General features: G+C 57.6%; 11 protein-coding genes and 1 tRNA gene. 10 read left to right on the forward strand and 2 right to left on the reverse strand.

Annotation, left to right across the window (positions count from 1 at the left end):
- Positions 1-7 precede the first annotated feature (7 nt).
- The 9 genes from dnaQ to ACOTX2_RS20610 all read left to right on the forward strand — a co-directional run bounded on the left by dnaQ (position 8) and on the right by ACOTX2_RS20610 (position 9109).
- Complete coding sequence (gene dnaQ, locus ACOTX2_RS20570; RefSeq protein ID WP_072201000.1) at positions 8-739, forward strand: DNA polymerase III subunit epsilon; 732 nt, start codon at positions 8-10, stop codon at positions 737-739.
- Between the two features lie 132 nt (positions 740-871).
- Positions 872-948: transfer RNA gene (locus tag ACOTX2_RS20575), tRNA-Asp, on the forward strand.
- Positions 949-1334: 386 nt separating this feature from the next.
- Positions 1335-2054, forward strand: a complete 720-nt coding sequence (locus ACOTX2_RS20580) for a FadR/GntR family transcriptional regulator (protein WP_022647132.1) — start codon at positions 1335-1337, stop codon at positions 2052-2054.
- Positions 2051-3064, forward strand: coding sequence for an ABC transporter ATP-binding protein (locus ACOTX2_RS20585; RefSeq protein WP_063148305.1), 1014 nt, complete (start codon positions 2051-2053; stop codon positions 3062-3064). Before ACOTX2_RS20580 ends, ACOTX2_RS20585 begins: the two co-directional genes overlap by 4 nt.
- The gene (locus ACOTX2_RS20590; protein WP_048966292.1) at positions 3061-4143 is read left to right on the forward strand and encodes an ABC transporter ATP-binding protein; all 1083 of its coding nucleotides are present in this window, start codon (positions 3061-3063) and stop codon (positions 4141-4143) included. Before ACOTX2_RS20585 ends, ACOTX2_RS20590 begins: the two co-directional genes overlap by 4 nt.
- Before the next feature lie 2 nt (positions 4144-4145).
- Positions 4146-5660, forward strand: a complete 1515-nt coding sequence (locus ACOTX2_RS20595) for an ABC transporter substrate-binding protein (protein ID WP_074136392.1) — start codon at positions 4146-4148, stop codon at positions 5658-5660.
- Between the two features lie 18 nt (positions 5661-5678).
- Positions 5679-6620, forward strand: coding sequence for an ABC transporter permease (locus ACOTX2_RS20600; RefSeq protein WP_022647136.1), 942 nt, complete (start codon positions 5679-5681; stop codon positions 6618-6620).
- Between the two features lie 2 nt (positions 6621-6622).
- Positions 6623-7498 (forward strand): ABC transporter permease, encoded by an 876-nt coding sequence (locus ACOTX2_RS20605; RefSeq protein ID WP_048965741.1) that lies wholly within the window; start codon positions 6623-6625, stop codon positions 7496-7498.
- 9 nt (positions 7499-7507) lie between these two features.
- The gene (locus tag ACOTX2_RS20610; RefSeq protein ID WP_063148306.1) at positions 7508-9109 is read left to right on the forward strand and encodes a gamma-glutamyltransferase family protein; all 1602 of its coding nucleotides are present in this window, start codon (positions 7508-7510) and stop codon (positions 9107-9109) included.
- A gap of 41 nt (positions 9110-9150) precedes the next feature.
- Here ACOTX2_RS20610 and ACOTX2_RS20615 read toward each other — a convergent pair whose 3' ends face one another.
- Entirely contained in the window at positions 9151-9921 is a 771-nt protein-coding gene (locus ACOTX2_RS20615; RefSeq protein ID WP_023305484.1) for an amidohydrolase, read from the reverse strand.
- 107 nt (positions 9922-10028) lie between these two features.
- Positions 10029-12473 (reverse strand): acyl-CoA dehydrogenase FadE, encoded by a 2445-nt coding sequence (gene fadE, locus ACOTX2_RS20620; RefSeq protein WP_038415395.1) that lies wholly within the window; start codon positions 12471-12473, stop codon positions 10029-10031.
- Positions 12474-12712: 239 nt separating this feature from the next.
- Between fadE and lpcA the strand changes: the two genes are divergently transcribed.
- The gene (lpcA, locus tag ACOTX2_RS20625) at positions 12713-13291 is read left to right on the forward strand and encodes a D-sedoheptulose 7-phosphate isomerase (RefSeq protein WP_003863232.1); all 579 of its coding nucleotides are present in this window, start codon (positions 12713-12715) and stop codon (positions 13289-13291) included.
- Positions 13292-13322 lie beyond the last annotated feature (31 nt).

Below are 13322 nucleotides of genomic sequence, written 5' to 3' on the forward strand. Positions count from 1 at the left end.
GACCGCTATGAGCACTGCAATTACTCGCCAGATTGTTCTTGATACCGAAACCACCGGTATGAACCAGATTGGCGCCCACTACGAAGGGCACAAAATCATTGAGATTGGTGCCGTTGAAGTGGTGAACCGTCGTCTTACGGGCAACAACTTCCACGTTTACCTCAAACCCGATCGGCTGGTGGATCCGGAAGCGTTCGGCGTTCACGGGATTGCCGATGAGTTTTTGCTGGATAAGCCCACCTTCGCCGATGTCGCGGATGAATTTCTCGACTACATCAGAGGTGCAGAACTTGTCATTCATAACGCGTCGTTCGATATCGGCTTCATGGACTATGAGTTCAGCAAGCTCAACCGCGATATTCCAAAGACCAATACGTTCTGTAAAGTCACGGATAGCCTGGCGCTGGCAAGGAAGATGTTCCCCGGCAAGCGTAACAGCCTTGATGCCCTGTGCTCTCGCTATGAGATAGACAACACCAAGCGAACCCTGCACGGCGCATTGCTCGATGCCCAGATCCTGGCCGATGTTTACCTGACCATGACCGGCGGGCAAACGTCGATAAAATTCAGTATGGAAAATGAATCCCAGCAGACGCGGGACGAAGGCGGTATTCAGCGGGTCGTGCGTCAGGCTAATCGCCTGCGGGTTGTTTTAGCCAGTGATGAAGAGCTGATGAACCACGAATCTCGCCTCGATTTAGTTCAGAAGAAGGGCGGAAGCTGTCTGTGGCGTGGGTGAAAAAAGGCGGAAACGTTTGTTAAATCACCGTTTGGGTGATTTTTGCAGCAAACGATTCAAAACCTGAGAAAAAGCGTTGACGAGATACGAGGCAGACCGTAATATTCGCCTCGTTCCCCAAGCGGGAACAGTGGAGCGGTAGTTCAGTCGGTTAGAATACCTGCCTGTCACGCAGGGGGTCGCGGGTTCGAGTCCCGTCCGTTCCGCCACTATTCAGAAAGCCTGAATCAGAAATGATTCAGGCTTTCGTCGTTTTATACTCCCTACACTCGCTTATCTCTCTTCTTATTTTCGTTAACAAAAAGTTAATATAATCAGTGCAATTAATTAACATTTGCACGGTTTTAGTGCGTTATTTGCACTGCTTTTGTGCATTGTTTGCCCATCCCCTCTCCGAACCTCACTTAGTTATGTAATAATTATGTAAAAATAATTCATAAGAAATCATTCGGTTACCGATCATTTTTCAGAAAAGATCTGAACCAATACGCTATTGGTTCGCTTATTGCTTAATCATTAGCACGATAAGTAGTCCGTCATATCAATAACTTATCGTTAATAAAAATAAAGTCATGATGAAAGCGAGCGAACCAATATGGAAAAACCTTCACGGGTTTTAGCAAATTCCAGCACCGCGCTTGACCAGTTGCGTGGGCTTATCAACCAGCACGAGTCAACACCAGGCACTCCGCTGCCCACTGAACGTGAGCTATCGGAAACACTCGGCGTAGGACGACGCGAAGTGCGTCGCGCGCTGGACGTGCTGGAAGAAGAAGGGCGGATCTGGCGCAAGCAGGGCAAAGGTACCTTCATTGGTCCGGCTGCCCCTGTTGAGCCGTTGGCGCTTCAGGGATTGGTTCAGCAAACCAACCTGCTGGAAGTCATGGAAGCTCGACTACAGCTCGAACCCGGCTTAGCCCGACTTGCGGCACTGCGTGCCACCAGGGAAAACCTCGCGCTCATGCAGCGCATGCTGGAACGCATTGACAAGGTCAGCCCGGATGACCGCGATCTTAACGAACTGTGGGATAGCGCCTTTCACCGCGCCATTGCGGAAGCAGCCGGCAACCGCCTGATGCTAGGGCTTTTCGATGCGATAGATGCCGTCCGCCGGGAGCCCGGCTGGCAGTATTTACGCGAGCTTGCCCGCACCCCCGAACGTGTCGACAACTATAACGACCACCATCACAAAATCATGTCAGCGATTATTCATCGCCAGCCTAATGAAGCTGCGGCCGCCATGCGCGAACACCTGCTCAGCCTGCAAACCGCCCTGATTCAGGCCATCCACCTTGAGGACGATTCCACGCTATGACGACGATACCCTTTAAGGACTCCATGCCCGTACTGCGGCTGCAAAACCTCAACGTTAAATTCGCGGGCTCGCCGGTAAGCGTGCTCGAAGACATCTCGCTGACGGTAAGGGCGGGCGAAACGCTGGCGCTGGTGGGCGAGTCCGGCTGCGGTAAAAGCATCACTTCCCTGGCGCTGATGGGGTTATTGCCTGCCAGCGCCAGGATCGTCAGCGGGGAGATGCACTTCCGCCGCCACGATCTGCGCAAGCTCTCGCCGCGCGAGTATGCCAATCTGCGCGGCAGCGAGCTGGCGATGATATTCCAGGAGCCCATGACCTCGCTCAACCCGGCTTTCACGCTTGGCGATCAGCTCAGTGAAGCGGTGATGCGCCATCAAACGATCTCCCGGGCTGAGGCGATGACGGTTGCGCTACAGATCCTGGAGAAGGTGCAGATCCCGGCCGCAGAGATGCGCCTCAAGGCTTACCCGCATCAGCTTTCCGGCGGTATGCGCCAGCGCGTGATGATTGCGATGGCGCTGATAAACCATCCCAAATTACTGATCGCTGACGAACCCACTACCGCTCTGGACGTGACCATTCAGGCGCAAATTCTCGCTCTGCTCAATACCTTAAAAGAAGAAACGGGCACGGCGGTGCTGATGATCACCCACGATTTAGGCGTGGTGGCCGAAGTGGCACAGCAGGTGGCGGTGATGTATGCCGGCCAGGTAGTAGAGCAGGGAAGCGTCGAGGCGATATTTGCCGACCCGCAGCACCCGTACACAATTGGCCTGATGGGCTCGATCCCCTCCCTTGGCGTACGCAAGGGCCAGCTTTCCACCATTCCCGGATCGGTCCCGCTGCCGGAATCTATGCCTCAGGGCTGCCGCTTCGCCACCCGGTGTCCCTTCGCGCAGACGCGCTGTCATGCTGAAAAACCACCGCTCACTATGCTCGGCATGGGTCATCAGGTTGCCTGCTTCCGCGTGCCGCTGGAACACCACATTGCCCTGGGAGAAATTGCATGACCACGCCCATTCTTGAAGCCCGGGATCTGAGCAAGCTTTTCCCCGGCCCGAAAAAACTGTTTACGCCGGCCCGCTTTGTCACGGCTGTTGACCGCGTTTCACTGTCGGTGCTGCCAGGCGAAACGCTGGCTATTGTCGGCGAATCAGGTTCCGGGAAATCCACCCTCGGCCGTCTGCTGCTGCGCCTGCTGGGCGCCAGCGAAGGGCGCGTATTTTATCAGGGTGAGGAGATCACCCACGCCTCAGGCGCACGTCTGAACCAGCTCCGGCGTGAGCTACAGATCATCTTTCAGGATCCCTTCGCCTCGCTGAACCCGCGCATGACGGTAGAACAGATTGTCGGTGAGCCGCTGTGGCTGCACCAGAACATGAAAAAAGCGGATCGCCAGTACCACGTCGCCGAGCTGCTCAGGACGGTCGGCTTGCCCGCGGCCTGGGCCGGACGTTATCCGCACGAATTTTCCGGCGGGCAGCGTCAGCGTATCGGCATTGCGCGCGCGCTGGCGTCAGGCCCAAAGCTGCTGCTGGGCGATGAACCGGTTTCCGCACTGGATGTTTCCGTCCAGGCACAGGTGGTCAATTTACTGGAAAGCCTGAAGCACCAGTTGGGGCTAACGATGGTGATCGTCGCTCACGGTCTGGCGGTTATCCGTCATATGAGCGACCGCGTGGCGGTGATGTATCTTGGGCAAATCGTCGAGCTGGCCACCGTCGACGATATCTTCGACGCGCCGCTGCATCCTTATACCCAGGCATTAATTGCCTCTGCGCCGCAAATGCAGCCAGGCGTAGCGCGGGATGCGCCGCTGTTGCAGGGTGATTTACCGAACCCGGCTAATCCGCCCTCCGGCTGCCGTTTCCACACCCGTTGCCCCTATGTTAGCGATGAATGTCGTCTGGTTGAGCCGATTCATCAGGTAATCGACGGCGGACGTCAGGTCGCCTGCCACCGCTGGCAGGAGATTAATCGCGATCGCAGCGTTATACAGATCGCACCGCCATCCGCCGCATTTTTGCGCCGCCGCGCACTGTTTGAACACGCGGCTACTCACTCCTCCCTTCCTTCAAGGAACTCATGATAATGACAATGCGTAATTCTCTTTTGACCGTACTGGGAAGTGTTATGTTGCTTGGTGCGGCGCTGCCCGCCCATTCTGAAAGCGTGCTGCGAATCGGCCTGGGTGCAGATCCGGACATGCTGGACCCGCATCTGGCGCGTACCTATTATGGCCGCTTCGTCTTTGCCTCCCTGTGTGACCGGCTGGTGGACGTGGACGAGCACCTCAAGGTGGTGCCGGGACTGGCGAAATCCTGGGCGTGGAGCGATGACGGCAAAACGCTGACCCTGGATCTCCGTGAAGGCGTGGCCTTCCACGACGGTGAAAAATTTGATGCCGCCGCCGCGAAATACAACCTCGACCGGGCCCTGACGCTAAAAGGCTCTCTGCGTAAAAGTGAACTCTCTTCTGTTGAGTCGGTGGAGGTCACCGGCCCGATGCAGATAGCCCTGCACCTGAAAACGCCGGATGCCGCACTTCTGATGCAGCTCACCGATCGCGCAGGCGCAATGATGGCGCCGGAAGCCGCGAAAAAAGCCGATTTTGCCGCCCATCCGGTCTGCTCCGGCCCGTATAAATTCGACAGCCGCGTGTCGCAGGACCGCATTGTGCTGACCCGCTTCGACAACTACTGGAACAAAGACGCCTACCACTTCGATAAAGTTATCTATCTGCCGATCCCGGATGCCTCCGTGCGCCTGGCGAACCTGCGCGCGGGCGATCTCGACCTGACCGAAGGCATTGCCGCCAGCGACGTCAAAACCGTCGAAGCCGACAGCAAGCTGGCGCTGGCGAAGGTGACGGGCCTCGGATACCAGGGCATCACCTTCAATATTAACAATGGCAAAGTCCCGGCGAACGATCCCTTCAAAGATGCCCGCGTGCGTGAAGCATTTTCCCAGGCCATCGATCGCGATGCTTTAAACCAGGTAGTGTTCGAAGGGCTTTACACTCCGGCAAACCAGGCGTTTTCGCCGGTAAGCCCGTATCACGTCAATCTTCCGGTTCCCCCGCGTGACGTCGACAAAGCCAAAGCGCTGCTGAAAGCCGCAGGCGTCACCGCGCCGCTGACCGTCAATCTGCTGGTGCCGAACAACCCAACCTCGCAGCAGGTGGGCCAGGTATTGCAGGCGATGGTGGCAGAGGCGGGCTTTAACCTGAACCTGCAAATGACCGAGTTCGCCACGCTGCTGGATCGCCAGCAGAGCGGTGACTACCAGTTGAGCTTCTCCGGCTGGTCGGGTCGCCCGGATCCAGATGGCAGCATCTACGGCTTTATCAACAGCAAAGGCACCCTCAACGACGGCCGCTACAGCAATGCTCAGGTGGATGAATGGCTAACGCAGGCGCGTCAGAGCACCGATCAGGCCGCCCGCCAGCCGCTGTATGACAAGGTTGTGAAGCAGCTTCAGACCGATATGCCGATTGCATACCTTTACTTCGAACCGCGCATTTTTGGCCTGAACAAGCGCGTGCAGGGCTTTAAAGCGTACCCGGACGGCATTGTGCGTCTGGCTGGCTTAACGCTGGCGAAATAAACCTCCTGAGGAGAACCCATGCTGGAACTGATTTGCAAACGTCTGCTGCTGGCTATACCCACTCTGCTGCTGGTGAGCATGATGGTGTTCGGCCTGCAAAAGCTGCTGCCTGGCGATCCGCTGATTGCCATGGCCGGGGAGGAGCGCGATCCGGCGGTGATCGCCCAGCTGCGTGCTGAGCTGAATCTGGACGCGCCGATCCCCGTGCAGTATTTCAACTGGCTGACGCGGGCGCTGCAAGGCGATCTGGGTGTCTCCTTACGCACTCATGAGCCGGTCACGCAACTGATTGCCAGCAAGCTGCCGGTCACGCTGGAACTGTCGCTGCTGGCGATGATTATCGCGCTGGTGTTTGGTATCAGCATGGGGATCCTCGCGGCGGTGAACAAAAACAGCTGGGTCGATCACGGGGCGAACTTTGTGGCGATCTCGGGGATCTCAATACCGCACTTCTGGCTGGGGATCCTGCTGATTCTGGTCTTTTCAGTAAACCTGCAATGGTTGCCTGCGTCCGGTTATGTGCCGTTCAGTGAAGATCCGATCCAGAACCTGCGGACATTGCTGCTGCCCGCGTCCGTGCTCGGAACCGGCCTGGCGGCGACGCTGATGCGCCATACCCGCGCGTCGATGATTGCGGTGCTGAAAGCGGATTACATCCGCACCGCGCGCGCTAAGGGGCTGCTGCCGAAAGCGGTGATCCTGAAGCACGCCTTTCGCAATGCGCTGGTGCCGGTGATCACCCTCACCACGTTGCTGTTCGGCGAGCTGCTGGGCGGGGCGGTGCTGACCGAGCAGGTGTTCACCATTCCGGGCTTCGGCAAAATGATCGTCGACTCGGTGTTCAACCGCGACTACGCGGTGGTGCAGGGCGTAGTGCTGATCGTGGCGATCGGTTTCCTGATGCTCAACCTGCTGGCTGACGTGCTCTACGTCCTTATCAACCCGAAAATGCGAGGTTAATCATGGCGGAACTGACGACGCAAACCGTGGCGCCCGCGCTGCCGCGCGCGCAAAACCGGGTGCTGAAAAAATTCCTCGCTAATAAAAGTGCGGTGATTGGCGCGCTTGTGGTGGGCTTTTTTGTGCTGGTGGCGCTGCTGGCGCCGTGGATCGCGCCATTTGACCCGGTCAAAGCTAACTTCCTCGCGGTGCGCAAAGCGCCATCGGCGATGTACTGGTTCGGCACCGACGAGCTGGGGCGCGATATCTTGTCCCGCATTATCTGGGGGGCGAGAACCTCGCTGATGGCGGGCTGTATGTCGGTGGCGATCGCGGTTGTCATCGGCGTGCCGCTGGGGCTGGTGGCGGGTTATTTCCAGAAGATGTGGGACGGGGTGATCTCCCGCTTTATTGAGGCACTGCTGGCCTGTCCATTCCTGATCATGGCGATCGCGCTGGGGGCATTCTTAGGCCCAAGCCTGACGAATGCCATGATCGCTATTGGACTCTCGGCAATGCCGATCTTCGCCCGCCTGACGCGCGGCCAGGTGATCGCCATTCGCAACGAAGAGTACATCGACGGCGCGCGGGCGATTGGCCTGCCGGACCGCTGGATCATCATTAAATACGTTCTGCCCAACGTGATGTCACCTATCCTGGTGCAGGCCACGCTGGCCATTGCCTCGGCGATTATCGCCGAAGCCAGCCTTTCGTTTTTAGGGTTAGGCCAACAGCCGCCGAACCCATCCTGGGGCTCCATGCTCAACACCGCAAAAGGGTTTCTCGAACAGGCGCCGTGGATGTCGGTTTTCCCCGGCGTGGCGATTTTCCTTGCCGTTCAGGGCTTTAATTTACTCGGCGACGGGCTGCGCGATGCGCTCGATCCGCGCCACGACTAAGGAGTCATGATGACCAAAGCGCTCGATTTTACAACCGGTTACGATTCACGACGCCCGCCGATGATGGGCCATAACGCCGTTGCCACCTCGCAGCCGCTGGCGGCACAGGCGGGAATGAAGATGCTACAGCTGGGCGGAAATGCCGTTGATGCGGCGGTTGCGACCGCCATGGCGCTGACCGTTGTCGAGCCGACCGGCAACGGCATCGGCAGCGATGCTTTTGCCATTGTCTGGGACGGTGAAAAACTTCACGGTCTGAATGCGTCCGGTCGTTCGCCAGCCAGCTGGCATGCGGATCTGTTTGCCGGAAAAACCGCCGTACCGGAAATCGGCTGGGACGCGGTGACCGTGCCGGGTGCGGTGTCAGGCTGGGTGGCGCTGGCTGAACGTTTTGGCACGCTGCCGCTGACCACGCTCGCGCAGCCAGCCATTGATTACGCGCGCAACGGTTTCCCGGTCTCGCCGCTGATCGGCCATCTCTGGCTGCGCGGCTACAACAAGCTGAAAGATCAGCCCGGGTTTAGTGCCTGCTTTGCGCCGGAAGGCTGCGCGCCGCGCGTGGGGGAGATCTTCCGTAACCCGGCGCAGGCGAACTCACTGGAGCTGATCGCCAAAACCAACGGCGACGCGTTTTACCGTGGCGAACTGGCGCAGAAAATTGCCGCCTTCGCCAAAGCACATGGTGCACACCTGACCGAAGCAGACCTGGCGAATCACCGTGTGGACTGGGTGGAACTGCTATCGCGCGACTTCGCGGGCGGTTCGGTGCAGGAATTGCCGCCAAACGGTCAGGGGATCGCCACCCTGATTGCGCTCGGCATTCTGGAGCAGTGCGGCATCGAGAAACATCACCCGGATTCCGTGCAGGGGCTGCACCTCTCTATAGAGGCAATGAAGCTGGCGCTGGCGGATCTCGATCGCTACGTTGCGGATGAAGAGCATATGGAGTTTGCCGCCAAAGCGCTGCTGAGCGACCATTATCTGAAGTCGCGCGCCGCGCTTATCAACCACGATAAAGCCTCTGATTTTGTGTACGGATCGCCGACGCAAAGTGGGACGGTTTACCTCAGCGCAGCGGATTCCAGCGGGATGATGATCTCCTTTATCCAGTCCAATTTTATGGGCTTCGGTTCAGGGATCGTGGTGCCGGATACGGGGATCAGCCTGCAAAACCGCGGCTGCGGCTTTGTGCTCGATCCCAAACACCCGAACGCGCTGGCGGGCAGCAAGCGTCCTTTCCACACCATCATTCCGGGCTTTGCGATGGACGGTAACGGCAAACCGCTGATGTCCTTCGGCGTGATGGGCGGCCCGATGCAGGCGCAGGGGCACATGCAGATGGCGCTTCGCATTATGCTGCACGGGCAAAACCCGCAAGCGGCGATTGACGCCCCGCGCTGGCGCGTGGTGCAGGGCAGGGAAGTGGTTGTTGAATCGACCTTCGATCGCAATACCATCGCGGCGCTGCGCGAGCGCGGACACCAGATAGTGGTGGAAGATCCGCTTCAGGATTACAATTTTGGCGGCGCGCAGGTGATTTACCGTATGCCGGAAGGGCACTACGTGGCTGCGACGGAGAGCCGCAAAGACGGGCAGGCGTTGGTGAGCTGATTTATAGGCCGGGTAAGGCGCAGCCGCCACCCGGCTTTTTCTTATCCAATGCTAAATGGATCTGCATCCTGCCAGGCCGGAAACTTCTCCCGATACTCCTTTAACGCCGTTAACGAGATCTCAGCGTCAATTCGTGTCGCCTGATGCGGCTCGGCGGTGGCAATAATCTCACCCTGCGGACTGATCACCCGGCTGTCACCGCGATAGTGATGCCCGTTGCCGTCCGTTCCTACACGGTTACAGCCAACGACATAAGCCTGATTTTCAATCGCGCGCGCGGTCAGTAAAGCCTGCCAGTGCAGGGAGCGTGGGGCGGGCCAGTTGGCGACGTACAACGCCAGGTCATAATCGTTGCGGTTGCGCGACCACACCGGGAAGCGCAGGTCATAGCAGACCAGCGGCAGAATACGCCAGCCGCGCCATTCAAATACCACGCGTTCGTTTCCGGCTTCATAATGTTGATGTTCATCCGCCATGCGGAACAGGTGGCGCTTATCGTAGAAATGGACGTTTCCTTCCGGCTCGACCAGCAGGAAGCGATTGACCGGTCCGCGCCCGGTCTGGAGTGCGACGCTGCCGGCAATCAGCGCGTTTGTTTCCTGCGCCCTGGCGTGCATCCAGGCCACCACCTCGTCCTGCGGCATGGACTGTTTTGCTGCCTCCATCGCGAAACCTGTGGTGAACATCTCCGGCAGGACAATCACATCGCGTCCGGTAATCTCTTCCAGCTGGCGATCAAAATGGCGAAGGTTGGCGGGGCCGTCCATCCACACTAAAGGTTGCTGCAAAACAGAAATCTTTAAACCAGGCACGATACAGGCTCCTTAATAAACACTTTTTGACACTGTAGCACGTCATTACCAGAAAATGTGGCAATAAAAAACCCCGCGGGGGGCGGGGTTTGTGAGAGCAAAATACCTTATGCCGCTTCAGGTTTACGGTGCTTCTCTGGCAGCTTTACCGGCTGAGTCGCCAGCTCTTCTGGTTCGAAATCATCCACGTTAATACTGCGCAGACGGCTCTCTTCGGCTTTCACCAGAATCGCAGCTTCGCTGTTGTCGATGATGCCACCCGCCAGCGCCTGTTTTGCCAGCTCATCCAGTCGTGTAAACGGCAGGTTTTTGCCCAGCTGTTTGCAGATCTTCTGGTGAATCGGGTCGGCGGCCATCACGTCAAGCAGCGCTTCTTCCAGCAAACCTACCGGGTTATGCGGGGTAGGTTCCAGGTATTGACCACGGCCAATACGGGAACGGGTTGCGCTTGGTACCTGGAGGATCTTCGCCACTTTATGATCCAGCTTGTCAGACGGTGCCAGATGGTGACGACCGGTCGGGAAGATCACCGCGCGCAGGGCGCCCGCCACGAAGCGGTTCGGGAAGTTTGCCAGCAGGTCGTCAATCGCCTGTTCCGCCTGATACATCGCATCCTGCACGCCCCAGTGCACCAGCGGCAGATCCGCTTCCTGACGGCCTTCATCGTCGTAGCGTTTCAGCACCGCAGAGGCCAGGAAGATCTGGCTCAGCACATCACCCAGACGGGCGGAGATGCGTTCGCGACGCTTCAGGCTTCCGCCCAGAACGGCCATGGAGACGTCAGACAGCAGCGCCAGGTTAGCGCTCAGACGGTTCAGGTGTTGGTAGTAACGTTTGGTTGCATCGCGGGTCGGCGTCGCGCTGGTCAGCCCCCGCGTCAGGCCGAGCCAGAAGCTGCGAACTTCATTGCTGCCAACGTGACCGATATGTTTGAACAGCAGCTTGTCGAAGGCATCCACGTCGTTATTCTGCGCGGCGGCCATCTCTTCCAGCACGTACGGATGGCAACGAATCGCACCCTGGCCGAAGATCATCATGCTGCGGGTCAGGATGTTTGCCCCTTCCACGGTGATGGCAATCGGTGCGCCCTGATAGCCGCGCGCCAGGAAGTTGCCTTCGCCAAGCATAATGCCTTTACCGCCTGCGATATCCATTGCATCAATAATTGACTGCTGTGCGCGGTGGGTACAGTGGTACTTCACAATCGCCGACAGCACGGCAGGTTTTTCGCCCAGCATAATACCGTAGGTAATCAGCGAGGCTGCGGCGTCCATCACGTAGGCATTGCCCGCAATACGCGCCAGCGGCTCTTCGATACCTTCCATCTTGCCGATGGAGATTTTGAACTGACGGCGGATATGCGCGTAAGCCCCAATCCCCATCGCCACCGATTTCAGACCGCCGGTAGAGTTCGATGGCAGTGTAATGCCGCGGCCCACCGACAGACATTCCACCAGCATACGCCAGCCCTGACCGGCCATTTTCGGACCACCGATGATGTAGTCAATCGGCACAAAGATATCCTGACCGCGAGTCGGGCCGTTCTGGAACGGTACGTTCAGCGGGAAATGACGACGACCAATTTCAACCCCCGGGGTCGAGGTTGGGATCAGCGCACAGGTAATGCCCAGATCTTCTTCACCGCCCAGCAGTTTTTCCGGGTCAGAAAGTTTGAACGCCAGACCGAGTACGGTGGCGATAGGCGCCAGGGTGATATAACGTTTGTTCCAGGTCAGGCGCATGCCCAGCACCTGTTCGCCCTGCCATTCGCCCATGCAGACCACGCCAGTATCCGGGATCGCACCGGCATCAGAACCGGCTTCCGGGCTGGTCAGCGCGAAGCACGGAATTTCCTGACCACGCGCCAGACGCGGCAGATAGTGATCTTTCTGCTCTTCCGTACCGTAATGCTGTAACAGCTCGCCCGGGCCTAAGGAGTTTGGCACGCCAACGGTGATCGCCAGGATCCCGGAAACACCCGCCAGTTTTTGCAGGACGCGAGCCTGAGCGTAAGCGGAGAATTCCAGACCGCCGTACTCTTTCTTAATGATCATAGCGAAGAAGCGATGCTCTTTCAGATATGCCCACAGCTCAGGCGGCAGGTCGGCCATTTCGTGAGTGATGGCAAAATCGTTCGCCATGCGGCAGGCTTCTTCCACCGGGCCGTCAATAAAGGCTTGTTCTTCGGCGGTCAGACGCGGCTGCGGGTAGTTGTGCAGCTTTTTCCAGTCCGGGTTGCCCTGGAACAGATCGCCTTCCCACCAGGTCGTGCCCGCATCAATCGCTTCTTTCTCCGTGCGCGACATCGGCGGCATCACTTTACGGAATCCCTTGAACACCGGCGCGGAGATCATCGACTTACGCATCGGCGTCAGGTTAAACGGCAGCAAAATGATTGCCAGGGGAACAAGTACCCAGATATTCCACAGGCCAACAACGCCAAGTGCAGCCGTCCAGGCCAGAAGAATCAGGCTACTCAGGAATAAACTGACACGGTGATAGAACAACACCCCGAGCAGCACAACGGTTGCGAAAATGCTCAAAATCATCATAAAGAAAAGCTCCCTTGCTTGTAGGAGGTCTGACCACTTGTGATGATATGGTTGTAGTTGATGTCATTTCCTTTAGCAATGTGTTTACAAAATAATTACAACCTGGTTCACATTGTTCGCGTTTTAGCCGGCACAAAAAATCAAAACGCCGGACGATTCGCATGGCTTTAGCTTCTCGCTTTTACTGCTATCCGGTACACTCCACTGTGTTATTTCATCAATACTGAAGGATTATCCTCATGTACCAGGATCTTATTCGTAACGAACTGAACGAAGCGGCGGAAACGCTGGCGAATTTTCTGAAAGATGATGCCAATATTCACGCTATTCAGCGCGCGGCGGTCCTGCTTGCCGACAGTTTCAAAGCCGGCGGTAAAGTGCTCTCCTGCGGTAACGGCGGTTCCCACTGTGACGCCATGCACTTCGCCGAAGAGCTGACCGGACGCTATCGCGAAAACCGTCCGGGCTACCCGGCGATTGCGATTTCCGACGTGAGCCACATCTCCTGTGTAGGCAACGACTTTGGTTACGACCATATCTTTTCCCGCTACGTTGAAGCCGTAGGCCGTGAAGGCGACGTGCTGCTGGGGATCTCCACGTCCGGTAACTCCGCTAACGTGATCAAAGCGATCGCCGCCGCGCGTGAGAAGGGCATGAAAGTGATCACCCTGACCGGGAAAGATGGCGGTAAGATGGACGGTACAGCGGACATTGAAATCCGTGTACCACACTTCGGTTATGCGGATCGCGTTCAGGAAATTCACATCAAAGTGATCCACATCCTGATCCAACTGATCGAAAAAGAGATGGTTAAGTAAGACTTCGCTGGGGGGCGCCGGTGCCCCCCGC

Source organism: Enterobacter cloacae complex sp. IR5412 (assembly GCF_049237385.1).
Classification (GTDB): Bacteria; Pseudomonadota; Gammaproteobacteria; order Enterobacterales; family Enterobacteriaceae; genus Enterobacter; species Enterobacter intestinihominis.